This window comes from Pseudomonas oryzihabitans (assembly GCF_024652905.1).
GTDB lineage: Bacteria > Pseudomonadota > Gammaproteobacteria > Pseudomonadales > Pseudomonadaceae > Chryseomonas > Chryseomonas benzopyrenica.
In genome coordinates, this window is record NZ_CP102429.1 from 35,868 (window position 1) to 62,209 (window position 26,342).

General features: G+C 61.1%; 31 protein-coding genes. 12 read left to right on the forward strand and 19 right to left on the reverse strand.

Going from position 1 to position 26,342, the window contains the following annotated elements:
- Positions 1–6 precede the first annotated feature (6 nt).
- Positions 7–1,422, forward strand: coding sequence for a Y-family DNA polymerase (locus tag NRG74_RS22720; RefSeq protein WP_257706645.1), 1,416 nt, complete (start codon positions 7–9; stop codon positions 1,420–1,422).
- On the forward strand, positions 1,419–4,493 hold the full coding sequence (locus tag NRG74_RS22725) for an error-prone DNA polymerase (RefSeq protein WP_068383176.1): 3,075 nt from the start codon (positions 1,419–1,421) through the stop codon (positions 4,491–4,493). The genes NRG74_RS22720 and NRG74_RS22725 overlap by 4 nt, the downstream gene beginning before the upstream one ends.
- 192 nt (positions 4,494–4,685) lie before the next feature.
- Here the strand turns inward: NRG74_RS22725 and NRG74_RS22730 are convergent, their stop codons facing one another.
- The 3 genes from NRG74_RS22730 to NRG74_RS22740 all read right to left on the reverse strand — a co-directional run bounded on the left by NRG74_RS22730 (position 4,686) and on the right by NRG74_RS22740 (position 6,181).
- The gene (locus NRG74_RS22730; protein ID WP_257706646.1) at positions 4,686–5,135 is read right to left on the reverse strand and encodes a hypothetical protein; all 450 of its coding nucleotides are present in this window, start codon (positions 5,133–5,135) and stop codon (positions 4,686–4,688) included.
- A gap of 125 nt (positions 5,136–5,260) precedes the next feature.
- Complete coding sequence (locus tag NRG74_RS22735; protein WP_007162497.1) at positions 5,261–5,527, reverse strand: hypothetical protein; 267 nt, start codon at positions 5,525–5,527, stop codon at positions 5,261–5,263.
- Positions 5,528–5,698: 171 nt separating this feature from the next.
- Positions 5,699–6,181 (reverse strand): hypothetical protein, encoded by a 483-nt coding sequence (locus NRG74_RS22740; RefSeq protein WP_257706647.1) that lies wholly within the window; start codon positions 6,179–6,181, stop codon positions 5,699–5,701.
- Positions 6,182–6,302: 121 nt separating this feature from the next.
- Here NRG74_RS22740 and NRG74_RS22745 point away from each other — a divergent pair, with 121 nt between their 5' ends.
- Together NRG74_RS22745 and NRG74_RS22750 are read left to right on the forward strand one after the other, a co-directional pair.
- Positions 6,303–6,938 (forward strand): hypothetical protein, encoded by a 636-nt coding sequence (locus tag NRG74_RS22745; protein WP_074585291.1) that lies wholly within the window; start codon positions 6,303–6,305, stop codon positions 6,936–6,938.
- 178 nt (positions 6,939–7,116) lie between these two features.
- Positions 7,117–7,839 carry a thermonuclease family protein gene (locus tag NRG74_RS22750; RefSeq protein WP_437181206.1) on the forward strand — a complete coding sequence of 241 codons (723 nt, stop codon included), beginning with the start codon at positions 7,117–7,119 and terminating at the stop codon, positions 7,837–7,839.
- A gap of 7 nt (positions 7,840–7,846) precedes the next feature.
- Here NRG74_RS22750 and NRG74_RS22755 read toward each other — a convergent pair whose 3' ends face one another.
- Positions 7,847–8,398: a hypothetical protein gene (locus NRG74_RS22755; protein WP_257706649.1), complete on the reverse strand. Its 552-nt coding sequence runs from the start codon at positions 8,396–8,398 to the stop codon at positions 7,847–7,849.
- A gap of 11 nt (positions 8,399–8,409) precedes the next feature.
- Positions 8,410–8,643 (reverse strand): hypothetical protein, encoded by a 234-nt coding sequence (locus tag NRG74_RS22760; protein ID WP_257706650.1) that lies wholly within the window; start codon positions 8,641–8,643, stop codon positions 8,410–8,412.
- Positions 8,644–8,875: 232 nt separating this feature from the next.
- On the opposite strand from NRG74_RS22760, the gene NRG74_RS22765 reads away from it, so the two are divergent.
- Entirely contained in the window at positions 8,876–9,064 is a 189-nt protein-coding gene (locus tag NRG74_RS22765; RefSeq protein WP_257706651.1) for a hypothetical protein, read from the forward strand.
- A gap of 307 nt (positions 9,065–9,371) precedes the next feature.
- On the opposite strand, the gene NRG74_RS22770 is transcribed toward NRG74_RS22765, so the two are convergent.
- On the reverse strand, positions 9,372–9,608 hold the full coding sequence (locus NRG74_RS22770; protein ID WP_257706652.1) for a hypothetical protein: 237 nt from the start codon (positions 9,606–9,608) through the stop codon (positions 9,372–9,374).
- Between the two features lie 317 nt (positions 9,609–9,925).
- On the opposite strand from NRG74_RS22770, the gene NRG74_RS22775 reads away from it, so the two are divergent.
- The 3 genes from NRG74_RS22775 to NRG74_RS22785 all read left to right on the forward strand — a co-directional run bounded on the left by NRG74_RS22775 (position 9,926) and on the right by NRG74_RS22785 (position 12,356).
- Positions 9,926–10,183, forward strand: a complete 258-nt coding sequence (locus tag NRG74_RS22775; RefSeq protein WP_093257852.1) for a hypothetical protein — start codon at positions 9,926–9,928, stop codon at positions 10,181–10,183.
- Between the two features lie 157 nt (positions 10,184–10,340).
- On the forward strand, positions 10,341–10,910 hold the full coding sequence (locus NRG74_RS22780) for a hypothetical protein (protein ID WP_257706653.1): 570 nt from the start codon (positions 10,341–10,343) through the stop codon (positions 10,908–10,910).
- Between the two features lie 186 nt (positions 10,911–11,096).
- Positions 11,097–12,356 (forward strand): DUF1173 domain-containing protein, encoded by a 1,260-nt coding sequence (locus NRG74_RS22785; protein ID WP_257706654.1) that lies wholly within the window; start codon positions 11,097–11,099, stop codon positions 12,354–12,356.
- A 39-nt stretch (positions 12,357–12,395) separates the two neighbouring features.
- On the opposite strand, the gene NRG74_RS22790 is transcribed toward NRG74_RS22785, so the two are convergent.
- From NRG74_RS22790 to NRG74_RS22815, 6 genes are all read right to left on the reverse strand, one after another.
- A complete protein-coding gene (locus tag NRG74_RS22790; RefSeq protein ID WP_257706655.1) occupies positions 12,396–12,548 on the reverse strand; it encodes a hypothetical protein in 153 nt (50 codons plus the stop codon).
- 26 nt (positions 12,549–12,574) lie between these two features.
- A protein-coding gene (locus NRG74_RS22795) for an IS3 family transposase (RefSeq protein WP_181126034.1) occupies positions 12,575–13,737 on the reverse strand; the annotation gives its coding sequence in 2 pieces (ribosomal slippage) (positions 12,575–13,482 and positions 13,482–13,737; 1,164 coding nt in all).
- A 173-nt stretch (positions 13,738–13,910) separates the two neighbouring features.
- Complete coding sequence (locus tag NRG74_RS22800) at positions 13,911–14,195, reverse strand: hypothetical protein (protein ID WP_138956554.1); 285 nt, start codon at positions 14,193–14,195, stop codon at positions 13,911–13,913.
- Between the two features lie 778 nt (positions 14,196–14,973).
- Positions 14,974–15,498: a hypothetical protein gene (locus tag NRG74_RS22805; RefSeq protein ID WP_257706656.1), complete on the reverse strand. Its 525-nt coding sequence runs from the start codon at positions 15,496–15,498 to the stop codon at positions 14,974–14,976.
- Positions 15,499–16,269: 771 nt separating this feature from the next.
- Complete coding sequence (locus tag NRG74_RS22810) at positions 16,270–16,509, reverse strand: hypothetical protein (RefSeq protein ID WP_257706657.1); 240 nt, start codon at positions 16,507–16,509, stop codon at positions 16,270–16,272.
- 237 nt (positions 16,510–16,746) lie between these two features.
- A complete protein-coding gene (locus NRG74_RS22815) occupies positions 16,747–17,124 on the reverse strand; it encodes a MerR family transcriptional regulator (protein ID WP_257706658.1) in 378 nt (125 codons plus the stop codon).
- 118 nt (positions 17,125–17,242) lie between these two features.
- Here NRG74_RS22815 and NRG74_RS22820 point away from each other — a divergent pair, with 118 nt between their 5' ends.
- Together NRG74_RS22820 and NRG74_RS22825 are read left to right on the forward strand one after the other, a co-directional pair.
- A complete protein-coding gene (locus tag NRG74_RS22820; protein ID WP_257706659.1) occupies positions 17,243–18,133 on the forward strand; it encodes an alpha/beta fold hydrolase in 891 nt (296 codons plus the stop codon).
- Complete coding sequence (locus tag NRG74_RS22825) at positions 18,130–19,050, forward strand: alpha/beta fold hydrolase (RefSeq protein WP_257706660.1); 921 nt, start codon at positions 18,130–18,132, stop codon at positions 19,048–19,050. Before NRG74_RS22820 ends, NRG74_RS22825 begins: the two co-directional genes overlap by 4 nt.
- A 392-nt stretch (positions 19,051–19,442) precedes the next feature.
- Here the strand turns inward: NRG74_RS22825 and NRG74_RS22830 are convergent, their stop codons facing one another.
- The 6 genes from NRG74_RS22830 to NRG74_RS22855 all read right to left on the reverse strand — a co-directional run bounded on the left by NRG74_RS22830 (position 19,443) and on the right by NRG74_RS22855 (position 23,052).
- Positions 19,443–19,907 carry a hypothetical protein gene (locus NRG74_RS22830; protein ID WP_257706661.1) on the reverse strand — a complete coding sequence of 155 codons (465 nt, stop codon included), beginning with the start codon at positions 19,905–19,907 and terminating at the stop codon, positions 19,443–19,445.
- A 42-nt stretch (positions 19,908–19,949) separates the two neighbouring features.
- Positions 19,950–20,132 carry a hypothetical protein gene (locus NRG74_RS22835; RefSeq protein ID WP_257706662.1) on the reverse strand — a complete coding sequence of 61 codons (183 nt, stop codon included), beginning with the start codon at positions 20,130–20,132 and terminating at the stop codon, positions 19,950–19,952.
- Between the two features lie 541 nt (positions 20,133–20,673).
- Positions 20,674–20,994 (reverse strand): hypothetical protein, encoded by a 321-nt coding sequence (locus NRG74_RS22840; protein ID WP_257706663.1) that lies wholly within the window; start codon positions 20,992–20,994, stop codon positions 20,674–20,676.
- A 220-nt stretch (positions 20,995–21,214) separates the two neighbouring features.
- Positions 21,215–21,511: a hypothetical protein gene (locus NRG74_RS22845; protein ID WP_257706664.1), complete on the reverse strand. Its 297-nt coding sequence runs from the start codon at positions 21,509–21,511 to the stop codon at positions 21,215–21,217.
- A gap of 107 nt (positions 21,512–21,618) precedes the next feature.
- The gene (locus tag NRG74_RS22850) at positions 21,619–22,494 is read right to left on the reverse strand and encodes a hypothetical protein (RefSeq protein ID WP_257706665.1); all 876 of its coding nucleotides are present in this window, start codon (positions 22,492–22,494) and stop codon (positions 21,619–21,621) included.
- Positions 22,495–22,653: 159 nt separating this feature from the next.
- A complete protein-coding gene (locus NRG74_RS22855; RefSeq protein ID WP_257706666.1) occupies positions 22,654–23,052 on the reverse strand; it encodes a hypothetical protein in 399 nt (132 codons plus the stop codon).
- Positions 23,053–23,647: 595 nt separating this feature from the next.
- Here NRG74_RS22855 and NRG74_RS22860 point away from each other — a divergent pair.
- Positions 23,648–25,513: a phosphoadenosine phosphosulfate reductase domain-containing protein gene (locus NRG74_RS22860; RefSeq protein WP_257706667.1), complete on the forward strand. Its 1,866-nt coding sequence runs from the start codon at positions 23,648–23,650 to the stop codon at positions 25,511–25,513.
- Positions 25,514–25,636: 123 nt separating this feature from the next.
- Here the strand turns inward: NRG74_RS22860 and NRG74_RS22865 are convergent, their stop codons facing one another.
- Positions 25,637–25,852 (reverse strand): Imm31 family immunity protein, encoded by a 216-nt coding sequence (locus NRG74_RS22865; protein ID WP_257706668.1) that lies wholly within the window; start codon positions 25,850–25,852, stop codon positions 25,637–25,639.
- Positions 25,853–26,090: 238 nt separating this feature from the next.
- Here NRG74_RS22865 and NRG74_RS22870 point away from each other — a divergent pair, with 238 nt between their 5' ends.
- Positions 26,091–26,342, forward strand: coding sequence for a hypothetical protein (locus NRG74_RS22870; RefSeq protein WP_007163066.1), 252 nt, complete (start codon positions 26,091–26,093; stop codon positions 26,340–26,342).

Below are 26,342 nucleotides of genomic sequence, written 5' to 3' on the forward strand. Positions count from 1 at the left end.
ACTGCCATGAAATGGGCCTGCATCTTCTTCCCGCAGTTCGCGCTGGACGGTGTACTGCGCAATTGTCCTGACCCGGACGAACCCCTGGTACTGCTCCACGGGCCGATACAACGCCGGATCATCAAGGCGGCGAACCCGGCGGCGTTGGCGCTCGGCCTCCGGCCGGAGATGACCTACACCGCTGCCCAGGCGATCTGCCCGCAGCTTGCGACGGTGGAGTACGACGAAGCGGCGCTACGGCACCAGCACGAGCTGCTGGCGGCCTGGGCCTATGGGTTCAGCTCGCAAGTGAGCCTGCATTTCGCCGACGCCCTGGTGCTCGAGGTGCAGTCGAGCCTGCCGCTCTTCGGGCCCTGGCCAAGATTTGAAGCGAGGCTGCGCCAGGAGCTCACGGCGCTGGGCTTCGGCCACCGGATCACCCTGGCACCCAACCCAGTCGCCGCCCGGGTGTTGGCCAACGCCGGCGACACCCTGGCGGTTCGGGACGATGCAGGCCTTGCCAGCGCTATGCGCACGCTGCCGGTGGCGCTTCTGGGCTTCGAGCCGGAGATCGTCCAGGCCTTGAGCCGCATGGGGCTTCGGCAGCTCAGCCAGGTACTGGCGCTGCCCCGGGCGCAGCTCGCCCGGCGCTTTCCGCTGAGTCTGCTCAATCACCTCGATCAGATGCTGGGCAGCAAGGTCCTGCCCCTGGAGTTTTTCCTGCCTCCTACCACCTTCAGGCTGCGGATCGAGCTCAACTTCGAAGTCGAGTCGACCCAGGCCCTGCTGTTCCCGCTGCGTCGCCTGACCTCGGACCTGGCCACCTACCTGGCCGGCCGGGACATGGGCGCCCAGCGCTTCACCCTGCGGCTGGAGCATAGGGAGGCGCCGACCACGGAGGTGGTGGTTGGCTTACTCGCCCCGGAGCGTGACCCTGCGCTGCTGTTCGAATTTGCCCGGGGGCGCCTGGAGCCCACCCAGGTGGTGGAGCCGGTACTCGCGATCGGCCTGGTCGCTGACGAACTGCCCTCGTTCGTCCCTCAGCACCGCGGCCTCTTCGATGAGCGCCCGCAACAGACGGTGAGCTGGGAGCAGCTGCGCGAGCGGCTGCGTTCTCGCCTTGGCGACGACGCGGTCTATGCGGTGGGCGCGCAGGGCGATCACCGGCCGGAGCGGGCCTGGCGGCGCGACACGCCTTCGCTGGCGCTCCAGGCATTGGGACCAAATCGACGGCCTGGCTGGCTGCTACCGGCGCCGGAGCCCCTGGATGTCGACCAGTCACGGGTCCTGAGCGGGCCTGAGCGTATCGAGAGCGGTTGGTGGGACGGCGAGGATGCCCGTCGGGACTACTACGTGCTCGAGCTCGCCGACGGGCGTACGGCCTGGGCCTTCCAGTCTCCGGCGGAAGGGTCAGGCTGGTGGGTGCAGGGGTGGTTCGCGTGACACCCGGCTATGCGGAGCTGCACTGCCTGTCGAACTTCAGCTTCCAGCGCGGTGCTTCCAGCGTCGATCAGCTATTCGAGCGTGCCAGGGTCATGGGCTATGAGGCGTTGGCCATCACCGACGAGTGCACTCTCGCCGGCATAGTGCGCGCCTGGCAGGCATCGGAGAAGCATGGCGTCCGGCTGATCGTGGGCGCGGAGTTCCAGGTCGCCCAGGGCCCCAAGCTCGTGCTGCTGGTGGAAGACCTGCGGGGCTACCAGCAGCTGTGCCGGCTGATCACCCTGGCCCGTCGGCGCGCGGACAAGGGCAGCTACCGGCTGCTGCGCGAGGACCTCGACCAGGTCGCTGGCCTTGTCGCGCTCTGGGTACCGGATCGGCACGCAGAGGCGGAGTCGGTGCGCTGGTTGCTGCAGGTTTTCCCCGGCCGGCTGTGGATTGCCGCCGAGCTCCACTTCGATCAAGACGACCAGGTACGGCTGCAGCAGCTGCAGGGGCTGGGTGCGGCCTTGGGCGTAGGGCTGGTGGCTACCGGTGACGTGCACATGCACTGCCGCGGGCGCCGGGCCCTGCAGGACACGATCACCGCCATCCGTCATCACGTCCAGGTGGCGGAAGCCGGCCAGCTGCTCTTCCCGAATGGCGAGCGCCACCTACGGACCCGTGAGGCCTTGGCGCGGTGCTATCCGCCCGAGCTGCTGGAGGAGACCCTACGTATTGCAGAGCGCTGCACCTTCAGCCTGGCGGAGCTCCGTTACCAATACCCTAGTGAGGTGGTACCGGAAGGACACACCGCCACCAGCTGGTTGCGTGTTCTCACCGAGGAGGGTTGCGCCTGGCGCTGGCCCGAAGGCCTATCGGCTCGACTACGTGCCCAGATCGAAAAGGAGCTGCAGCTGATCGCCGACAAGGCATATGAGAGTTACTTCCTGACGGTGCACGACATCGTCCGCTTCGCCCGGCAGCAGGGGATCCTTTGCCAGGGGCGCGGCTCGGCCGCCAACTCTGCAGTCTGTTTCGCCCTGGGCATCACCGAGCTGGATCCGACCCGGATCAACCTACTGTTCGAGCGCTTCATCAGCCACGAGCGCGATGAGCCACCAGACATCGACGTCGACTTCGAGCATGACCGCCGGGAAGAGGTCATCCAGTACATCTTCCGCCGCTATGGGCGCCAGCGCGCCGCCCTCACCGCGGTGGTATCCACCTACCACGCTGCGGGTGCCGTCCGCGACGTGGCCAAGGCCCTCGGCCTACCCCCAGACCAGATCACCGCGCTGGCGGACTGCTGCGGCCGTTGGACCGACAATCTGCCGCCGCCGGAGCGCCTCCGCGAGTCTGGCTTCGATCCTGATAGCCCCCTCCTTCACCGGATCCTGGTGCTCACCGGCGAGCTAATCGGTTTCCCGCGGCACCTGTCTCAGCACCCGGGCGGTTTCGTCATCGCCGACCAGACGCTGGATACCCTGGTGCCGGTCGAGAACGCGGCCATGGAAGGACGCACCGTCATCCAGTGGGACAAGGACGATCTCGATGCGATGGGCCTGCTCAAGGTCGACATCCTCGCCCTGGGCATGCTCAGCGCCCTGCGCCGGTGCTTCGACCTGGTGAGGGGCTACCGGGGTAAGGAGCTGACCCTGGCTACCGTGCCTCAAGAGGACAAGCCGACCTACGCGATGATTAGCCGGGCCGATACGCTCGGGGTGTTCCAGATCGAGTCACGTGCCCAGATGGCTATGCTGCCGCGGCTGAAGCCACAGACCTTTTACGACCTGGTGATCGAGGTGGCCATCGTCCGCCCGGGCCCCATCCAGGGTGGCATGGTCCACCCGTACCTGCGCCGGCGGACCGGTCAGGAGGAGATCAGCTACCCGCCGAAACTCGAGCGCGTCTTCGGCCGGACCCTGGGTGTGCCCCTGTTCCAGGAACAGGTGATGGAGCTCGCCATCTTGGCCGCCGACTACACCCCTGGCGAGGCCGATCAGCTGCGCCGCAGCATGGCGGCGTGGAAGCGCCATGGCGGGCTGGAGCCGCACCGGGAGCGACTCACCTCGCGCATGCTCATTAACGGCTACACGGCCGAGTACGCCGCGGACATTTTCCGGCAGATCGAGGGGTTCGGCAGCTACGGCTTTCCCGAATCCCATGCGGCCAGCTTCGCCCTGCTGACCTACGCCAGCTGCTGGCTCAAATGTCACGAACCGGCCGCCTTCGCCGCGGCGCTGATCAACTCCTACCCCATGGGCTTCTACAGCCCCGACCAGATCCTGCAGGACGCCCGGCGCCATCGGTTGCAGACCCTGCCGGTAGACGTGACCTGCAGCGACTGGGATTGCAGTCTCGAGCCAGTCGCCGATAGCTCGCAGCCGGCTATCCGGATGGGATTGCGAATGGTGCGAGGCCTGGCCGAGAAAGCCGGGCGCGCCGTTGAGCAGGCCCGCCGGCACCGGCCATTCCGCGATGTTACCGATCTGTGCCTACGTGCAGGCCTTGATGCTAAGGCCCGGGAGTGCCTGGCGGATGCGGGAGCCTTGAAGGGCCTCGCAGGGCACCGATTCCAGGCGCGCTGGGCCATGGCCGCGATCGAGCCGCAGCTGCCCCTATTCGCCGAGGGCGCTGTGGTTGAGGAGGAGATCCAGGAGCTGGTTGCGCCAACCGTGGGTGAGGACCTCTATTCGGACTATGCCTCCCTAGGCACCACCCTGGGGCCGCACCCTCTCACCCTGCTGCGGCCGGAGCTGTCGGCCCGGCGGCTGATGAGCTCGCAGGAGCTGAAGGAGCGGCGCCACGGCCAGCCGGCCCGGGTCGCTGGCCTAGTAGTCGGCCGACAGCGGCCGGGTACCGCCAGCGGCGTGACCTTCGTGACACTGGAGGATGAGTTTGGGATGGTGAACGTGGTGGTGTGGCGCACCCTGGCGGAGCGCCAGCGGCGGGAGCTGGTGGCGTCACAGCTGCTGCGAGTGGATGGAACGGTAGAGACGCGCGATGGCGTGCTGCACATTGTGGCCGGCCGCTTGGAGGACATCAGCGAGCTGCTGCAGGGTCTCGATACGCGAAGCCGAGATTTTCATTGACCGGATCTTCGAGTGGGCAGGTCTTGGATCGGCAGAATGAACGGTGATGTGGCGCCGGAGGGGATGCTTCAAGAGCGGAAGTATACCGGCTGGGATACTTCCGCTATACCGACTGGCGCGGGGTGTCTCCAGGGCATGCGAATCTTGCTTGCCCTGGTGGACCGCAAGGCGTGAAGCCTTGCTACTGAAGGCCTATAGGGTCTCGCCCGACCACCGCCATTCACGTGGCGCTCCCGCCTCCCCGTAGTTAGCGGCGAGCACGTCTGCGAGGTGAGACGGGGTGCAGGGCGTGTCGTACGTTGGCGCAGCCATCCAGCGCTCCAAGGCACTCTGCAGTTCGGCAAATTCATCGGCGCCGATGCCGTCGAAATCCTCAGGCCGGAAGATGTTACCGTCGACGGCCGTTGGGGTGAGGTCTGCGGACAGGAACATCGCAAGAGCACCACCCACCGGCGCAACGAACAGGGACTCGCTGTCGACTTTGGCAATGGTGCCGGCCGGCGCCGCAGCGAGGATCGGCGCCACCTGGTTCCAAACCACAAGCAGCTGCTGAAAGGCCGGGTCTTCGGCTCTGGAGTAATAGCGGTGGACGCACAGCTGTAGCGGCAGAGCCGGAGTCGAAGGGGTGTTGGGGGTCTGCATGGGGAAGCTCCGTCAGCATCGTTGAGTGATGCTGACCAACGTCCCATAGGTCTTCAGATACGCAAGCCGCGAGGGGCTCAGCAGCTGGCGCACCGGGTAGCCTGACTCGCCTACTGCGACCGCTTTCAGATCCCGTCGAATCCCGCGATCCCGGATCTGAAGGGCTTCCACTCTTCCTCCGGTGCGCCGAGCTTGCAGATAGCCACGGTGACCTTCTGGCCAATGGCCGGGTCCGGCGGTTTGACGGCGAGGTGGCGGTAGGGGGTGTAGTCGGGCACCCACATGCTGGAGCTCTGGCTCCGATGGTATTCCCAGATACCGTACCCGTTGACGGTACTCACCGAGCGCTCCAGGTTGATTACTCGACCACTTTCCAGATGGATCACCAGCATTGCGCACGCCTCACGAGTTGAGGCGCGATGATACCGCGCAGTGCCGGGATGGCCGGCAGCAGGTCGTCAGGTGACGCAGGGTACGACTACAGATTACGGCCCGCCGGGCGTTGGGGTACCGCGCCGCCCGGTGCTGGCCGCTATCCATCAGGCAGCAGACGTGGCAGACGACTACAGATTCTGGCCGGCGGGACAGGCATAGGAAATGAACTTGCCGCCCACCCATTCCTTGCCCATCTCGCCCGGTACCAGGGGGATGCCCAGCGTCGCGAAGACCGGCCGAGCACCCACACATTCCTGGACGTACAGGACGGTGTACGCATAACCCTTGGCGTCCGCGATCTCCGCCAGCTCATTGATGGACACGAACTGGTCAGACTGGAACGAGTAGTCGAGGCAGGACCAGCCATGGCCATCGCTCTTTCGCGGCCGGGCGCCGGGCGCGGCGAACCGCCTGAAGGCAGTGGCCAAGGTGTCGTCCCGGGCGACCCTGTCCTTGAAGTCGAGGTAGCACAGGAGCGAACAATTCCCGTACCAGAGCGCCTTGATCTGGAAGCCGCGGCGCCAGTTGACCCAGCCTACCTGACTGGTGATCTGCGGGCTCCACTTCGGAAGTTGTTCCACCGCGGCTTTGAGCTGTTCAACCGGTACCATATTCGGGTCTCCATCAGGTGATGGCCTACCCTCTCACCGATCCGGAAAACGCAAGGCCTGCCGTGGTCCGCCTGGCGCCATGCCGCTAGACTGGCTGGCGCTGCAGATGCTGTGAGTTCCGATGAAGACCTGGACGGACGAGATGATTGCCTTGCTGGGCACCGAGAGCGATACCGCCCTGGGCGACCGGTGGGGTATGTCGCGAATGACCGTGGCGCGCAAGCGGCAGTCGCTGGCCATCGCGCCCTACGACCTGAAGCAGGGCGGCTTCCAGCGCGAGACGCTGTTCCGGTGGAGCCCGGAGAACCTCGCCCTCCTTGGACAGGAACCCGATGCGACCGTCGCCAGGCGGCTCGGCATCAGCCGGCGTGCGGTCTACCTGATGCGCCTGCGCCAGGGGCTGGATCCGGCGAAGCGGGCGCCGCGGGTGTACACACTGCCCCCGGAGGCCGTGCCGCTACTGGGCAAGTTGCGAGACGCCGAACTCGCTCACCGGTTCGGGATTCCTGACGACCTGGTGTACCGCGAGCGCAAACGGCGCGACATTCCAAAGCTGCAGGACGCAAAGCCGCTGAGCGAGGCGCTACTGGCTGATCTGGGCACCGATAGCGATCGAGTGATCGGCCTGAGGCACGGGGTCCACTACAGCAAGGTGAGACAGCTGCGCCTGAAGCACCAGATCCCCGCGTATAAGCGCCCCAACCGCAAGAAGATGGCCGCCGGCGGTACCGCCACTGACGGTGGCCACCGCCGCTAGCCCGCCGCCGCTTATAGCCACCTTTCGCTCCTCTGTCCGCTTCTGCCCCACATAGACCCTGCCAGTCATCCGCACCGCCGCTACACTCCCGCGTCGGCGTCGCTGGCAGTACGGAAACGCGGCAGCGCCCGCCCGGTGATAGCGGACCTCCCCTCTTACAACGGATCTGAGACCTCATATGCTTCGGCAGCTAGCAGTAGCCCTTGCGTTGACCCTCCCTACCCTCTCCTTAGCCGAAACGATCGACTGCCGCGTGGTGGGCGTGCACGACGGCGACACCCTGACGTGCCTCACCACCGCCAAGCAGCAGATCAAGGTCCGGCTTGCGGAAATCGACACCCCGGAGAGCAAACAGCCCTACGGCAATCGCGCCCAGCAGTCCTTGGCGGCCATGGTCTTTTCGAAGGCTGTTCGCCTGGATATCCAGGACACTGATCGATATGGCCGCCGGGTGGCCCGCGTGTACCAGGGCAATACGGACGTGAATGCCGAGCAGGTGCGCCAGGGCGCCGCGTGGGTCTATTGCCAATACCTGAAGGATCGATCGCTGCTGGACCTGGAAGCACAGGCCAAGGCGCAGAAACTTGGCCTGTGGGCGCTACCGGAGGCGGAGCGGGTACCGCCGTGGGAGTGGCGCCACGCCGCGCGTGATCAGCGTCAAGACGCGCAAGCTGGAGAGGGCAAGCCGCCGGCGGCAGTACCGCCGAAGCGACCCACGTCCTTTTCTCAATTTGGCGGATCGGAGGGCGCCAGCGCCGCGGGATCCTTCAGCTGCACACCGCTGAAGGCCTGCAGACAGATGGCGAGCTGTGCGGAGGCGAAGTATCAGCTGCAGCACTGCGGCAATAGCCGGATCGATGGCGACCACGACGGGGTGCCGTGCGAAGCCATCTGCCGGTAGCTGGTGACTAGCGGGCCCGGATGGGGCCTTCTGCCGGATGCTTCGCGGTATGGGCCGCGATCAGCTGGTCGAGGAGGGCGACGACGTCCGGACGGCTGAGCAGATCACGCCCCACGACCGCAGCCGGCTTGAACACGCGGCCGGCCTTGCGGGTGTTCCAATCACCGATCACCACGTGGATGCCCTGCACCTGGCCTACCGGGGGAAGCATGCCCCAGGTCTTGGTGTGGCTGGCGTAGGCTAGTAGGGCGCCAGCGAGCTCTTCGTGCAGCGCCAGGCGCGCCGCGTGATCCTTCGCCGCCTCGTAGTTGGTCAGGGCGTATTGCAGCACGTCCCACGCCTGGATGCCCTTTGGCAGCGGCAGCCCGCCGCGCTGACACGCGGCGCGGTAGCCCTCGACCGAGAGCTGTGTAACCAACCGGGCGCCGTGCTCCGGATTCACCGAGTAGATCCAGACCGGCACCGTGTTGGTGGGGTTGCCCTGCACCACCGCGTTCCAATCCGCCTGCTGGGTGGCCGCTTCGAAGCGCTTTCTCTCCGCTTTCTTGATGTCGTCCATTACCAGGCCCCCTACTCGTCCAATCCAGTATCGCCGACGCCTTTCCACAGCCGTTCAGCGACCTGGCGGATCAGCACGAGATCGTCCTGTGTGCTTGCCGAGTCGGGTAGGTGACCGATGAACGCTAGCTGCGCGATTTCGCGGCAGAAGTCCGGGCGCGAATAACCGGATGCGAGCAGGCCCTGGTAGGCCGATGCGCCAAGCAGCCGCTCGGCTGCGGCGTCGAAGTGCTTCTGGGTAGCCATGTTCCGAATGCCTCGAGAGTGATGAGAGATCCGTTCCACGCTATCGAGCATTTTAAAAATGCAACTCGGTACCGGCTGCGGCTCGATGCAAGCCGCGCAGGTCGCCGGTTGCTGCTCCCAGCTGCTCCCAAATTGAGCTTGAGCACGTTCCCCTTGACGGGGCGCCCCAGTTACATACCCTGCGGCCGCTCTTGCAAGAGCACCCTCCTATGAACCAACAAAAGGCAAAGCTATGGCTACCTACATCCTGACCCGAAACGGCTACCCTCCCATCTATCGAGAGGCAGATGGCGCTCCACGTGACTTGCTGGAATTTGCCGAGAGGAACGCCGACCTACGTGCTCAGGTGTTCGTTCAGGACGACTGCCTGACGAAGGAACTCTATCCCGGCTGGCGCAAAAAATATCTCTGGAAGGACTGATTCAGGCCGTTGCTACCCAACACCGATTGACGGTGCTGGTCGAGCACTCCACAGCGCCGGGATCATGCTCACTCGGAGGATTCCAACAGTCGGGACAAGCCCTCGGGTTCTATCCCCCATCCCTCCCCCAGCGTGAAAGTTGGGCGACCGTGAAACCGGTCAGCTTTACCCATGCTGACACTCATGGCTTCACCGGTGACTCCATGGAAATCGCTGCAGTCGTCATAGTCGACAGAAATCTCCGCGTCGTATCGCTGGAGGAGGTCTCGTAGCTCGGTGAGAAATGCGATCCGTGTCGTGTGATCCATCAGTTCGACTCCTGAAGGCGTGCGCAGGAAGCGACGAAATGATGGGTGTCACCGAGCAGCGCGCTCCGTGCAGACGCGTCACACAGGTGCCAGTGCTCGTTGGCCACCTTGAACCGGCCCAAGTAATCCAGTCCCTCGAGATCGGCGGCGGCAATCTGCTCGCGGTCGCCCAAGGCCGCAACCGCACGCTCCCGCTCCGCATATCGTTCCTGTAGGACTTTGGGGTGCCTGTTCATCTTGCGCTCGCTCAATACTGATGGAATCGCCTCCTAGGCTAGCGGCCTTCTGGAAAACGCAAACACCGGGCACCTTATCGCTTGTCAGGGACCGCACATCGAAGGATGGCGAGGTCTGGGCGCCAGCTGCGTTTACCCTGGCACCAGAAGGGTTCGTCGGCCTACGGTGAGGAAGCTCCTCAAGCCTACAGCTCGATCCCAGATCTGCGCCGCTCGGGTCTGGGGCGTTTGCTGCATAGGGCAAGCCTGGTACTTTGGGCGTATCAGTCGACGATTGCCGACGCCAATCATTGAGCATATGGAGTTGAAGTTCATCCATGATCAGGCCGCTGAAAACAGCAACCCGGCTCTCGCTTGCGGTCATTCTTTTCCCTATTGCAATGATCGCCCTCTTCTTTACCGGCCGAATGGGGCACGCGGCTGCTGATTATCTTTGGCAGGCTGCAGTGCCCGCGCTCGAAGATAATCCGTGGTGGCTGCTGCTTATGGCAGCACCAGGAGTTCTCTTGCCAATTATGGTGATGATGTTTTTGTTCAAACCGGTCGAAAGTAGAACGACTTCGAAAGCGTCGTGAGCTAGTTGATCAGCACGAATACACTGAAGAATCCTAGTCATCGCCTTCATTGGCGATGACAGGCGCCGGCGGAGTTTACCGCTGGCACCAAGAGATCAAGCACCGCAGAGCGGCACCGCTGGGGCCACCCTGGATGAAGGAAAAAGGACTTTTGAACATGGCAATGAGTGCCGAGCCTGATGATGCGCCTGACTGGCTGGTGCAGAAGCCGCGTAGGGCGCGGCCGGTCGCTTTAGTCGTGTGCCTTGCCGTCGGCGGCCTCGCGACACTTGCTGCCCTGCAGCTGGTCAGCCGGGCGCTGCCAGGTCCATCGACATCCGTAGGTACTGACCGCCCCGCCCTTCGCGCCGAGGCTGCAGCTCATCCTGCCCCAGAGCCGGTCGATACCGTCCGCGGCACGGTCCGCCGCGTTACGCCTTCACCCGTGGAAGGAAATGCGTCATCCGCGGCGACCCCACCCTCGAACGTCCAGCCGCCGGCAGTGGCGATCGGCAAGCAGACCGTCTTCAACGACCGGAACTTCACGCCGCGGGGCGCCGACAACGTGGTGAGCTTCAGCGAAGCCCCTCGAAGCCTGGCGCCAGAAGAGGCGCCCCCGCAGCCGACGAAGGTCACGGTGGTGCACCAGACGCCAAGCATGAAGGACCGCGTCTGCTGGCCGTATAAGGCTGGCAGCCTGGAGCATCGCAACTGCCGATCCGCCGTGGGTCTTCAGTACCGGGATTAGCGTCACTGCCGGCCGCCGGCCAAATCTGCGCGGTTCACGCCCGGAGCGTGCTCAATCCGGCGTTTGCCTAGGCGGCTGCCGTGCTGTACTGACAGGGATCTCTCCCTCAGCGTGGCTGGCCGGCGACACCCGCTATCGGACCGCGGTGAGGAGATAGCTACCACCTTGGCTTGGAGGCCTACGCCTATGCTCAACAACCGCTATCGGATCACCCTGGGCGGGAAGTCATACTCCCCTGAGTTCCAAACGGATCCTCAGTACGCCGCGGCCTGGAAGCGCGTCCTGGAACGCGCCTACGGCCGGGAACACGGTCTGTGCGGATGCCCTGGGAGCGGCGAGCGAAAGGTGACGATCAAGCTGCGCGAAGGATCGGACGGCTACCACCTAGCCCGCTACCCTCACAGCGGCCCGGAGCATGCCAATGACTGTCGCTTCTATGCAGCAGCGCCCGAGCGCTCTGGTCTGCAGGGCTATGCCGTCGGCGTGGTGGAAGAAACCGCCGACGGGGGTATGAAGGTGAGGCTCGCCCGGGGCGTACGGCAGCAAGCGCCTGGGGAAGCTGCGGATGCGACTCCCTCTCCGCCGGCCGCCCCGGGCGTGAAGAAGCCGGCCATGACGCTCCTGGGCCTGCTACATCTTCTCTGGTCGGAAAGCCGGCTCACCACCTGGTACCCGGCAATGGCGGGAAAGCGTAATGGGGAGCTGGTTTCTCACCTGCTTCACGAATGCGCCGGGCGGGTGTCGGTAGCGCCTCGCATCAAGCTCGACCAGGTGCTGCTGCTGGCTGCTCAGAAAGAGAAGCGGCGCGAGGCCACCAACCGCGAGATCGCCACGAACGCGGCTTCACGCAACTGGCGGCTGGTCGTCGTCAGTCCCCTGGCCAGGTACGACGAGGAGCGGCACAGCGGCTCGCCGGAGAGATTGCCGGTGACTGGGCCATTCGGGATGCCAACGCTCTACCTGCCCCCTGCCGTATGGGAAACCGCCTCTCGCCGATTCGGACGGGAGCTGGGCGCCTGGCGAAGGGGAAGCCGGGTGATCGCTATCGCTCAAATCGCGCAGCGCCCGGGTAAAGCCCACCAGGCGGATGTGCTCGAGGTGGCGCTGATGCAGGTGAGCGAGCAGTGGATCCCGCTCGATTCAGACCTGGAAGGCAAGGTCGAGCAGAAGCTGCGGGATGAGGGGCGCAAGTTCGACAAGCCGCTGCGTTACGACGCCGATGAGTGCGCGGTCTTCCCAGACTTCTGGCTGCTCGATATGCAGCAGGATTTTGCGCTCGAGGTCTTCGGCATGGCCACGCCGCAGTACCTGGAACGGCGCGGCACGAAAGAACAGTGGTACTGCAGCGAGTACGGCAAGACGGGCTGGTGGCGCTGGGACGCGACCCAGGACCCTCGCGGAGAACACATACCGGCGTTCCCCGCGGCATACGGGTCTTCCAGGTAGGTCGACGTGAACCCGCACAGGCAGCGCAACCGTCCGGGATCAGTCTTCGGCTTGGTCCGGACAGTGGTCGATGGTATCGCCGCCGGCGATCAGCGGGGTCACCCAACGCCCGAACCCAGGCATGCCAGTGAACTCTTCTGCCGGCCACAATTCGACGGCGCCGCTTTCAAACTCAACGCGCCAAGCGATCACCTTTGCTTGCTCCGCCATTGTAGTGGTCAACCCATCCCGGACAGTGGGTTAAGTTTTTCTTCGGCCACCGCAGGCGGTAGCCCATCGTTGAATTGATGCGGCCTGATCCAGTTGTAGCGGTGCATCAGGTAATGACTGATGTCCCGTTGGGCCTCCTGAGCTGTCAGGTAACCGGTCTGTGGAATCCACTCCGATTTCAAACTGCGGAACAATCGCTCCATCGGCGAGTTATCCCAGCAGTTGCCCCGGCGGCTCATGCTCTGTTCCATCCGATATCGCCACAACCGTTGCCGAAACAGGCGGCTAGCGTATTGGCTGCCCTGATCGGAATGAAACAGTACCTGCTGCGGTTTGCCACGCTGTTCGTAGGCCATGTCCAGCGCCTTGATCACCAACTCAGCATCCGGCTTGGCAGAAATCGCCCAGCCGACTACTCGTCTTGTATGCAGATCCAACACCGCCGCTAAGTAATGCCAGCGACCTTGTGCCCAGATGTAGGTGATGTCGCCGCACCACACCTGATTGGGGCGCTCAGTGGTGAACTCGCGGTTCAGCCGGTTCGGGATATCTGGTCGCTCAACCGTAGCCTGCTTGTATGCGTGCGAGCCTGGCTGCTTGCTGACCAAGCCCAACTCACGCATCAACCGACGCACATGAAAACGGCCAATGCTGACGCCATCCTCACGCAGCATACCCAGAATGCTGCGACTGCCAGCCGAGCCTCGACTCTGGTTGAACAGCTGGTTAACCTGACTGCGCAGTGCAACGCGGCATGCATCAACACGGCAGCGTCGAAGCCGATGGGCGTAGTAGCAAGACCGCACCACGCCGAAGGCTGAACAGACCACTTCCACCGACTCCCGCTCACTTAACTGGTCTATCAGCGCGTACGATTGAACTCGTCCGACATCAAGAGAGCGGTAGCCTTTTTTAGGATCGCTTTCTCCCGTTCCAGTCGGTCGATCCTGGCTTCCAGCTCCTGGATTTTCTGCTGTTCGGGCGTCAGTGCTTTGCTCTTCGGGGTAACGCCCACGCGCTCCTCTTGAAGCTGTTTTACCCAACGGCGCAGGGCCGACTCAACCACTCCCAGTGAACGAGCTGCTTCGATATGGCTGTAGCCCTGATCGAGCACCAGGCAGGCGGCCTCTCGTTTGAACTCGGGCGTAAAGGAACGACGTTGCTTGGTCATCAGACACCTCTCTATGGCGAGCATTCTCGCCCTAAATGGGTGTCCGGAATCAGTAGACCACTACACCATTACGCTCTCCAAGGTTGGGTACCAATCGGCGATAGCCTATACAGCATTTGCTGAGATGCTACTTGAGCGGTGAGTCTGCGATCCAGGCGATCTCGCCGTAGAAGCTAGGACGTCTTCTGTGCTGGAGCTTCAGGCTCGACCGGGAAGAGCAGATAGTTAAGGCGATCGTCGTTGATCCAATCGAACTCCGGCCAAGCGCCGCCGGCGTCGATAAAGGCCTTTTGCCTTTCCAGCGGGACAACCATTTTCACTTTGGTGGTCGAATTTCCGCAGGTCTTCTGGGTGATGTCGACGACCTTCGCGTCAGTCGCAACACCGGAGAGCACGCATCCGCCTGGCCGTTTAAATGCCAGCTGCGTGCCTGCAACGGTAGTCTTGAGCTCGGTCACCAATACTACCCGCGTTGCGTAATTCAGATCAGGCGTGGCATGCGCCCCGGTAGTTATTAGCATCGCTAATATCGTGCACATCTTTCGCACAGAACACCTCAAAGAGCAGCGCAAAAAAACTTTGATCGATAAACAGTGCTAAGCACTAATGGACACTGACTGATTGACTTCGGCATCGCCATCCTCAACTAGCTCGAAGATTGGATCGATGAAATGGCTCTCGACTATTTCCATTATACGGTCGGCCTCTACCTCGGTAAGGGTTAACTCGCCCGCGTGAAGTCGCACGTAGACGGACTCTCGCCGATACATAAACCGTCCTTTACTAACAGCTGGCCGGTTAGCCACCTCCGTGATCAGTTTGTTGAAGGCAGCGGGATCGCCTAGGAAGTGAGTACGCGTGGAAAACCACTGATGGAAGACCGGACTGTCAACTATTTGGGCGGAGTTCGGCCGAATGTCCAAGCGAAGGCGGTTGGCTATCACCTTGCGACGTGTGTACCAACAATAGAGAGCGCCGCCCCAGCCGCCAACCGTTAGCAGGGCAGTGTAAACAGGGCTATATCCCAGCTCCAGGCCGTTTGAATAAACCAACCAGACGCTTCCAATACTAAATATTGGCGCCATAATCAAAACTATGTAGGGTGGCTGTTTCATATTTTATTCCGTCGTCGAAGCCGCTAACAGCGGCGATCTAAATTACATTGGCTTTTCGGCCGCGCTAAGACGTGTCGTAAAAGAACGATGGCCCTGGCCACGAGGCGCTGTACTCGAACGATCAACCGATTTTCAGGCCGGCAAATATGCCTTCATACTTGAAGGTAACCAACGCGTGCAGATCACGCTTTACTTCATCGCTGCACCTATCTCTACAGTCCTCGTAAAAATAGAGCGCATCTGACTGCAAGTCATCGACAACGTCGTTCCAGCACACGTCATACCAAGTCCGGTCTTCACCTGGATCGGCGTCATATTGAGCTTGCAGTTTGAAGCGAGGGATCGCGGTCCACTTATACACGCCGGCATTAGGCTCAAACTGATAAAGAAGCTCCAGCTTATCGTTCAGTTTCTGCAACGCATCTTGAGGCGTTTTGCCGGTCGCTGACGGGAATAATGGATTTTCATTGAGAAAGATTTGCGCTTCGGTACCGTCGAAATCGCCGCCTTCGAGCTTGTCGAATAGAAAATCGGCAGCCGAGCGGTGCGCGACGATTGCGCGGAAGCCGCCGCCATAGCGTTGGTCCTCAACACCCAAATGGTCTTGGGTAGCCTCAAGATATTTATTCAGCGCGTCCAGCTTCATGATGTGTTCCTGAGTCAGCCCGCAGGCATCGGTTAACAGCTTATGGCCGGTGTAGATGATCGCCTAATGCCTGATGGTGCCCGAGGCGGCCGCCGGACGATGGCCAATTTGCGCCCATCGAAGGGGTGAACCTCAGCGGTGGTAGTAGCGATGGGAACCCTCACGCACAGGTAACCCTTGCTTACTGTCTAGGCGCTCACAGCGGCAGCTGATCGAGATTGCGGGAAGCTTGTAGCCCCGGCCTGGTATAGCAGCCGCTTCCCCGGCGCGCTCCCGGACCAGTTGCCCGATCTGGGTAGGGCCGCCGGCACGAGGTGGCGGATATCAATGCTCGACACCTGCAGGCGCCGTGCACGGCGGATTCAGCGCGGCAGGGCTTCAGACGGTCAGGCTCGGGGAAGGGAGCAGTGCTTAGCGCTGGAGGCTTTGCCAGCCAGGTGGAGCAGCCCAAGAGCGATTACAACCGCAGGGCAGATCCAGCAGATGCCGGCCAGCATCCACCCGAAAAAATCGCTCCAGCCAGGCACAGGCGCCTCGTAAAACAGGTGGAAAGGAGACCAGCTGATCTTGCCGTTCCAGTAGAGGCCGGCGAGTGCGTACCCGGCGATCAGAACCGCTGTCGCCAGGGCGGCGAGGCCGCGTTTTGTTCGATTCACAGATATCGTCCCAAAAGTCATTAGATCCGGTACGTTGAGGCGGCGTGTTGAGCCCAGAGAAAGGTTCAGCGAGATTGCCCCTCCCCTCGCCTACTTTTCAGCGCGCTTACCGATGTCAGGAGCGCTCGGCCTCTTCCTCGAAGAATGACGGGCCAGGTACCGAGTCTCTGTACTCGAACGCGTAACCGAAATCATCGTCGTGTTCGGCCCCTGCCATCTGGCCGGCTTTAAGACGAGCAGTAACTCTCTCAAGCAGGCTAATGAGGTCCGCCCGACTGGTATGTCGAGTGCCCTGCAGCTTGATAGTCAGCTGCTGCAGCGGGTACGCGTGTTCAATCCAGGCTTTGTTCGGCATTCGCATCTCCGGTGTGGGAATTGATCATGGGCGGAGAACCATCAGTCGTGTCATCTGCATTAAGGTTCGTCCGGTGAAAGCAGCAGTCGTGTTCGATGTGCAGCCCCCATGGTCCCTGTCTCACGACGGAACAGTTCGTTGATTTGCTCCCTGAAGAGGGGTGAACTGGCGCAGCGAATGCTGCCGGGCCTTTCTTCACTCGGGTTTGAAGCGGGCGGCACGCGATCGCCGCCGGGCCTAAGCTCCAGGCCCTTCGCTCTCTCGAAGCATCTGCAGCAGGCGAGCGCGCCGGCTCTCCAGTTCACCGATCTGACGCTCCAAGTTCTCCAGGCGCTCGCGCTGGGCAGCCGAGGTCTCCGGGCAGGCCTGGGCGCCCTCGATCAGTCGCATGCAGTCCGGGAAGCCGCGGATCTCCGTCAAGCTGAAGCCGGCGCCAAGCAGGCGCTGCAGCTGCCGAACCTGCGCCACCGCGCTGGCCGAGAAGTGCCGGTAGCCATTGGTACCGCGGCCAGCCGCCAGCAGGCCCTGGGCCTCGTAGTGACGTAGTGAGCGCACGCTGACGCCGGTGGCGGTAGCCAGCTGGCCAATGCTGAGGGAAGGTGCGGGTGCAGGCATGGCGACGGTCCGAAGCGTTGGTGGCAGGAAAGATCCACTATCGCATGACACGCGGCGCTTGACCCTGACACTGGTGTCATCCCCGAGACTCGAGACTCCCTTATTCCGGAGAGCCACCATGAGTCGTGTGCGACTGCTATCGCTGATCCTATTGTTGAGTCTGACCAGTCTGGCCGCCCAGGCGCGGGAATGGCGAGTGACGGCCCCCGACGGTGTGGTGCTCGCTGTCCAAGAACAGGGCAATCCCCGCGGTATGCCGATCGTCTTCATCCACGGTTTGCTGGGCAGCCGGTTGAATTGGGACGCCCAGCTTACGAGCGCTGATCTGAGTCGCTTTCGCCTGATCACCTACGACCTTCGCGGCCATGGCCTTTCAGGCAAGCCGTCCGATGCCGCGGCTTATCGTGAGGGTCGGCGCTGGGCCGACGATTTGGCCGCCGTCATCGCTGCCACCGGTGCCCGCCAACCTGTGCTCGTAGGGTGGTCTCTGGGCGCTACGGTCATATCCAACTACTTGGCCGCCTATGGGGACAGCGCCATTTCCGGTGCGGTCTACGTTGACGGTGTCATCGAGCTCGCGTCAGCGCAGATCGTGCCGCACCCGGAGATCTACAGGGACCTGGTCTCATCTGATCTGCGCACGCATCTGGATGCCATCCGAGATTTCCTCGCCCTGTGCTTCGCCACGCCGCCGGCGCCGGCGTTGTTCCAGCGCCTGTACGCCAACGCTGCTATGGCATCTTGGAACATGCAGAGCGCCGTGCAGGGTCAGGATGTGGCGGCCGCCACCGGGCTTGGCCGCGCGCAGGTGCCGGTGTGGCTGCTCTACGGCGAGAAGGACGCCTTGGTACGGCCGGAGGCATCTATCGCCCGGGCCCAGGCGCTGAATCCGCGCGTCACGGTCACACGCTACGCTGAGTCTGGGCATGCGCCGTTCCTGGAAGAGGCACCACGCTTCAACCACGACCTGGCAACCTTCGTCGACCGCGTAGAGAGACGCCAGCCATGACTGTTTCCAATTTCCCCGGTTTCGAGCGGCTCTGCCAGGACACCCCGTCTGCCGTCTTCCGCGGTGTGATCGGCGGCCAGGGACCGGCCGTGCTGCTGCTGCACGGCTATCCGCAGACTCACCTCGCCTGGCGCCGTATCGCCCCGGAGCTCGCCCGGACGTATCGGGTGGTGATACCTGATCTGCCAGGCTACGGCGCCAGCCGTCAGCTGGACCAGGGATCTCGCTGGACTAAGCGGCGCGTAGCGGCGGCCTTACTGGAGCTGATGGACGCGCTTGGGCTTGAGAGGTTCGCCGTGGTTGGCCATGACCGCGGCGCTCGCGTCGGCTACCGACTGGCGCTAGACCATCCGGCTCGCGTCGAGCGCTACGCGTCGCTCACTGTGGTGCCCACACCAGAGGCCTGGGCGTCCCTCGACCGAGCACGCGGACTTGAGAATTTTCACTGGACCTTTCTTGCTCAACCAAGCGACCTACCCGAGCGCCTGCTGGCGGCCGATCCCGATGCCTTTCTCGAACAGGCGCTGGCGCGCATGGCGGGTGGACTCAACCGCGTTGAGCCCCATGCGCTGGCAGCCTATCGAGAGGCCTTTCGCGATCCTGCAGTGCGCCGCGCTATCTGCGAGGACTACCGCACCGGCGCTGACGAGGACCTGGGGGACGATCTTGCGGACCAGGCCCGGGGCCGGCACTTGGACTGCCCGCTGCTGGTACTTTGGTCGGCGGCCCAGGTCACCGGTGAGCCGCCTACGGCTATCTGGCGCCGGTGGGCCCGCGACGTTCGCGGCAAAGCGTTACCAGGTGGTCATCTGCAACCGGAGGATTGCGCGGCCGAGGTGCTCGCCGCGCTGGTGCCGTTCCTCGCGGGAAGACCGGAAGCCGGCGGTAATACGTCGTCCGCAGGCGAGGAAACCTGACAATCAGCGCTTGCGCCGATGACGGTCGTGATACCCGCGGAACAGGTGGTCGGCGCGTGGCCGTGTTCTTTTCGGAAAGTCCGGCAATCCAGGGTCAGGTCGTGACATTGAAATAGGTGTTCCCTAAAGCAAAGGAACACCTCATGACAATCTACGAAGTTGCCACACTCGCACTGAGCGCAACCGCGACCCTCTTCGCTGCGTTGGCCTACCTCGCCCCGGTAAAGGCTCCAGCACCAGGGCCCAGCGTCACGCCCCCGACTGCCATTGTTCAGGTATTTATCGTGGGAGACGCGGGCAGAGGCCGGTGACGGCCACCTGCAGACCCTGTAGCGCTATCAAAACGATAGCGCTTCTTGTCGAACCGCGTGGAGTTGGCATAGCGCTTTCTCCTATAAATGCTCGATGTTGAAGCGCGCCAGATAATCCGAAGGCTCGTCGCCTGTGGTCACAACCTCATGTGGGTAAGGAAGGCGAGGCTGCCCCTCCTCGCCAAACCAGCCGGGAGCAGCGTGGTACCGGCGAAGATGCTCAAGAAACGCTCCGCGATCGAAGCGCAGGCCCCGCCCAGGTTGTCCCGCGAGCTCAAGGTCGATGCATGCGCTATGCAGCTCGAGGAAGCCATTGTGCAGTCCGCGGCTGTCTTCGATTACGGCAGTGTAGAGACAGTGATCGAAGCTGGCCCGGTCGACATACGTGTACCACTCGAACCATTCCCCGGGTCCACCCGTAGCGATGCCAGATAGTACAGCCGACGACTCCTGGCCCATTCGCTCAAGCGAAACACTGAAAGCTAGGGCTTCATCGAGATAGGCCTTCAGCGACGCCGGATCTTCGGTGCGAAGAAAAAATTGCATGGACGACACGGTGTTTTCCCTATCAGGTCGTAGTTTGCCAGGTCACTTCAATCCGAAATGCCGCTTCAGCTCGTGGATACGAATGGCGCGGTGACGATGTGTGTCGGCAGTATCTGCATCAGGCTGGACTGCACCATATGCAACAGCTGCCATGTACCGTTCGTCCTGCTTGATCAGATCCACCAGCTCCTGCAACAGGCTTTGCATCTCTTCGTAGATAGCCATATCGCTCTTCCGGTCCGAGCTACGCTGCGTCAGTAGGTGGGCTAAAACGCACCCACCATTCCTGGGCCAGCTGTGCGCCGTTCCCTCCATACTCGAACCCGCGTAGCTGCAAGCCGTGCGCGGAGATGGACAGTAGACGAACGTCGACGATGGGGTCGAGTACGTTGGTACCGCTCTCGTTGAGTAGAGCAGCCTCGGATACTAGCCGTGCAAGCACAGGATTGCGCCCTTCGGCCATGTTCAAGTCTCCGACGGAGAATCCTGGCTCGCGTCCCTTAGCAATCGGTTTCCCATTTTTGAATAGGGGCATGACCCATGCTTTCATTGATGCCCACCATTTTTAGTCAATGAGCGTGCCGTCTTCGGCAATCCGCCAAGTATAGCGATCGCCATGCTTCACGTGATCGGGAGGGCAGCTATATGTAACGCTACTATCCCGATTGAGACGCCTTGGCTGAGCCAGACGATCGCATATTGGACATTCAAGTGGCGGGAAATCGCGATGTGTCTCGATAGTGCTCATGACCGGCTCCTAGTGCCGCTATTGAATAGGCGGCGTAGCGGAAGAAGCGCTAGCAATACGAGCAATGGCATCCTGTCCAAGCACTTCTATCGTCGTCGGCATCAAACCAAATAGATCTTGGGACAGCCCAGTTGCCATCAGGTGCTCGCTTCGCCCATTTGCCTGACTGATGTTCTGCACGAAGTACTCCACGCAGCCGCTGACACCGTGCTGCGCTACCGCGCCGCATAAGGCTTCAGCATGGTCGCCGTTGAGTACGAAGAACACGCGCTCATGGAGGACGATGGCGGTCGTATCGCAGCCGTAACCAGCGCTGCTGGGGTTGTAACTGATGTGCACGGCAGCACCGAAGCTACGAGTGACGTTCGGAGATCGCGTACCGGTTACTGGACAGGGACTGCTCTTCATTCCGAGTGAAGCCAAAGCTGCAGGGCGCATGGTGTAGGTCCTCTTGATTCGTTGTTGGATCAAGGTCGCACCAGTCGCCGAGAATGCAAGGCCAGCTGTGATCTAGAAGGCTGCCTACGCACCGAGGGCAGGTCAGGTACCAACGCATTCGCTACAGGTTGATCGAAGACCAAGCTGACCACAGCAGAAAGCCGGAGAGCGCCGTCATCAGAACGCACTCTGCCAATGGCGGCCAGGGACTCAGCCGCGCTTCCTCGAGCATCTGCCGCATCAGCGGGTTCGATATGTCGGCATGACCTGTGCGGTTGCCGTGCCACCGATACCAGGCCATCTGACCCGCACCAAACGCACGAAGAATCGTAAACGAGCACACCAGCAGGGCTACCCAGCCGAATGGTTGGACCAGGGACGCCGCTGGAGAAATGACCTGATCAGTGAAAGTTGTCATGGTTATGGCTCATACAGAAGAATATATGCAGTAACAATGTAGCCCTATGCCATTTTAGGCAAGTATCTTCACGAAACCATCGATAGAACCTGAGGACCGCATCGGCATCATTGTATTGTGAAATTTAATATCTTTTTCCCGCCAGTGGTATGCAGAACTAAAATTAGGCATTTCTCTAATGCAAGAATATAAACTTCAATTTTATTTTTGCTTCGCTTAACGTCCTTCAAGTAGTCGTCAAGTTTTATATTAACGTCTTCTAAATCCTGCCAGCGCTCATCCTCTAATATAGTAAAACTGTGAAGGCTATCTTCTTCACTTGAATCTTTGATCGTGATTTCAATTAGAAAGAACATCCGGTGTTCAGAATCAAAATCTACTTTGTTGGAGTTATGCTTGACGACTTTTCCGCCACTATCCTTAAGTCCCAGTGCCTTCTGCTGTATCCTAGCAATGTCTACCGCTTCATTGGGGGAAGCGCTTAAGCAACGATAACCGAATTTTTCGGGCCTAACGCTGTTCCCTACCCACCTGTATGATTTGCTATCATCCCATTCCAAATTCTTTGGCGCGAACAAGCGACAAACATCAAATAGCGCACGACCATCCGGCATAAACAGAATCGTGTCTGCGCGTATCTCATTCGGAGTGACATCGAACAATTCGTTATCTTCATTCCGCCACACAGCGTGATGCTGAGCCACATAGCATCCTCCTTTGATACTCCACAGCGCCCATCCGTAAATTACTTCCCCACCGTGTTTTATGACTTGATCAAGACAATTATACCAACACTTTCCGAGAGAGTAACCACCGCTTATATCAACAGGAACATTGATAACTTCAAGATCAAATATGTAGTTCTTTCTTTCTACGCCGCGTGGGGGAACGCAATCTGACTTTCTTAGGAACTCGCAGAATAAGCGGAACTCCTGACTCTTAACGTCAGGCACCTGCTGTGTTCTCTGTTGCGTCTCGGACATCAAAAAGCCCCTCAAAAGCAGGTTTCGTGCTAGGTGCAAAGTGCGCTCACAATCATGGCCTAGACGCGATTTTAAGTGATAATAGAGCGCTATAGGGTAACGGAGCTAATCCTTACAATGTTCTATTCTGTAAGTATAAAACCTTCCGATTCTGATCATCTAATCCTTACTCGCTAGGATCTGCTCAGCTAAAACCTGCGCTCCTATTTCGACCGCCTGCTCTAGAAGAAGTAGGTAAAACTGAACATCTTGGAATGCGATCGTCCCATCTGGGCGCTCTAGAAATCTCTCCAAGCGATTATATCTTTCATCATCCCTGTCATACTCAATGTCTATGTATATCTCACCATTATAGGACCCTCTCGACCAAGAATTGGAAAGACTGCCACAGGCCTCCCAGCCTATACCATTGCTATCAAGCCACTTTATTATCGCTTTTCTGCCAGCGTGGTCTTCATAAAGAACCTCTGAAAGCAGATCGCCGTTGAAGGTCAAAAACAGCACCGGTCGCTTTTTCTGCCGGCAAATCTCGTCGATATAGCGGACGATTCGAGGCATGTAGCATCTCACTTTTTCAGTTTGATTAGCCACATGCCAGTGGATGACTCTTGCCAAGACCCTTCAAGCCGGTTTGAATTTTCAAAACAATGAAGAGTGGCGGTACAGTCAGGATGACCTACACATTTTAATGAGTAGTGGCCTTGACCTATAGAATGACCAGAATAGGTCGTCAGCAGCCCGTCGAAAACATACTCAACTTTTATAAAATCGTTATCTATGCGGACATCGCAGTTAATTACTCGCCTGGACTCAGCTCTATCTGCATACCATTCCATTTCACATCCCTGATAAAGCATAAAACGCTCTCCTAAATAATAAAAACAACCATTTGCGATTGTTGCGATTGTTGCGATGGGGCTGTTTTGCCCACGACCTACTAGGTTGTGCGGCGACGAGCTATCTAAACCTGAGGCTGCATCCCCGCCCTAGGAGCGGAGGCGAATTATGCGGCGCAAAACCGGACCTCACGGTTTCTCACTGAGAGACCCGTAAATCGAAGACTAACCTCGGTGGTTACACCCGTGCACTAGGAACTTGCATTCTGGAAATCGCCGGTAGCTTGAAGGTACCTCAAGACTTTCGAGCTACCGCCATGCAGCACGTCGCCCCCAACCTTTTCCGCCCCGCTGACAAACAGGCCATCAGCCTCCTGGACATCACGGCGCCGGCGCGGCTTGTTGAGCCCTCCCTGGCAGAGAAGGTGCGGGCCGCGGTCGCGGTGGTGAAAGGTCTGCTGCAGGCAGGCAAGCACCTGGTGGCCGCATCGTCCTTCGGCAAGGACAGCAGCGTCATGGTCGCGCTAGCCCTGCGAGCGATGGAAGAGCTGCAGGCCGAGGGGTTCAGCGTCCCCGAGCTGCACGTCATGAACAGCGATACGCTGATGGAAAACCCGGTGGTGCACGCCTATGCCCAGGGCGAGATCAAAGCACTTCGCGCCTATGCCAAGGCCAAAGCGCTTCCGGTACGGGTGTGGATCTGCCGGCCGAACCTCACCGAAAACTGGCTGGTGTCGATGATCGGCGGCCGTACGGTGGCCAGCCTTCCGGGCAACAGCGCCAAATGCCAGCAGCAGTTGAAAAAGGCGCCGCTGGAGCGCACCAAACGCCAGATCCGCGCCAAGATCAAGGCCGAGCTGGGCAAAGCTTTCCGGGACGAGGACCTGGTCTTGCTGATCGGCACCCGTCGGGACGAATCGGCGGCCCGCGAGCGCAACATGGAAGCGCGTGGCGAGCGCGCTGATGTTCCCGTCAACACGGCCAAGCCTGGCGAGACCCCGACCTGGGTCCTGAGTCCGATCGCCGACTTCACCACGGAGGACATCTTCTGCTTCCTGGCTGAAGTCACCAACGAGCGCTTTGAAACCTATTCCGACTTCAAGCGCCTCACTGACGTTTACCGGGACGCGGCCGGCGAATGCATGATCAACGTGTTCATCCGTGACGGCGGCGCCGAGCGCAAGACCTCGTGCGGCAGCCGTCATGGTTGCTGGGGCTGCCTGCGCGTGAGCACCGATCGCAGCATGGAAAACATGCTGGCCGAGGAGTCGGGCAAGCATCGTTGGATGAAGCCCCTGAACGACTTCCGCAACTACCTCAAGGCCCGCCACTATGATCCAGCGGCCCGCAACTGGGCGTCGCGCACTGTCGACCCGGACACCGGTTACCTGACGATTGCCGCCAACGCCTATTCGCCGGACTTCTGCCTGGAGCTCTTGCGCTATGCCCTGACGATCGATGCCGAAGAGGCCGACTGGGCCATGGCCAACCGCAAGCCGCGGCGCTTCACGCTGCTGGGCATGAAGGAGATCCTGACGATCGACCTGTACTGGGGGCGCTACGCCTACCAGCGCCCGTTCACCGCGCTCAACGAATACCGCGAGATCTGTGAGCGCGGCCGCCGTTACCCGATTCCTGAGGCCTACGAGGAGCACCCACGGTCTGCGCTGAAGGTCGGCCAGTCGATCCAGGTGCCTTTCGCGGATCGCCACTTCAACGGCTTCCATGAGGGCCTGCGTTCGGTAAGCGCTGCAGCCGCCGGCGCCGAGCATGTGATCAACAAGGGCGGGGTCTACTACACCCACGTCAACGAGACGCAGGAATTCGATATCGACGACGAGGGGGTAGAGCTGTTCTACGAATTCGAGCTCGACCGCGCGCTCGAGTATTACGGTCCGCACACGGACGTCTATCCCTCTGAAGTCGTGCACTACCTGGCGCGCTTCGGTGTGGTCTCTTTCAAAAAGGGTGGCCACTCTTCCTGGGATCGCATGTTGCGGATTGGCAACCAGCTGCATCGCGCCGGCGTGCGCGACGTGCTTAACGATCCTGAGGCGCTGGCGGCGCGGCTGCGTGCGTATGCGGCGTCCGCCGAACGGCCTGCTGCAGCTCCCCGGCCGCAGGCGGCCGAACGGCCGGCGCCCGCGGTGACAGACTCTGGCCAGTACCTGATGGCTTTCTAGGCTCGGCGCTTCTCCTACGAGCGCCAAAAGGCAGCTCGGGAGGCGCTCAGGGTGAACAAAGGGTCGGATTCAGCGGCGAATGGGACTGGTGCCCGAAGTGCTGCGGCAGGACAGAAAGGCCCGTCAATAGAATTGCTCTCGGGGGAACTCTCTTCCTGTGACCACCAAATCGGCCGGCTCGAAGTAGGTCGTCGTGTTCATGTCGTGTATCAAAACAACGTAGCCGAACAGCCTGTCGCCTTCTTCGCTGATACCCAAGATCACGCCCCTTTTCCCATAGTGTTCGTGATCAGCGTTGCAGATTTCGACCTCCTGAAAAAAGCCTATGGTTTCCGCCATCTGGTTGATTCTCTTGTAGAAGAAAGCCGGCCGCAGGATCGCGACTCACCGATCCGAAGGGCTCTGGCGCGTGACCTTGACCGGTCGAGTTATCCGGGAGTCTAGTCCGTCTGGGGGTGCGGATTCACCCCTTGCATTCTGGGCGCACGTGCCATGCTTTAGCCGTACCGACACAGCCCTCCAGGGTCGTTATCAGCCGGCGAAAGACAAGCTCAGCCAATCGAACGTAGGAACTGTCATGTCCATCGATCCCCGCCAGAAAATCGAGCATCTGATCCGCCTATCAGCGGGCACGACAGGATTCCAGGGCCGGACCGTACGACTGGACAATGGGCACGTCGCACTCTGCACATCAACGTACAATTACAGCCAGGACGACGAGACGCGCCACCTGGTCGCCGAGCGCATTGCACTGCTCTGGAACCTCGCTCGTTCGATACCGACCGACCAGCTCTCGCAGCTCGCGTTGCTGCCACGACCGAGGACCTGA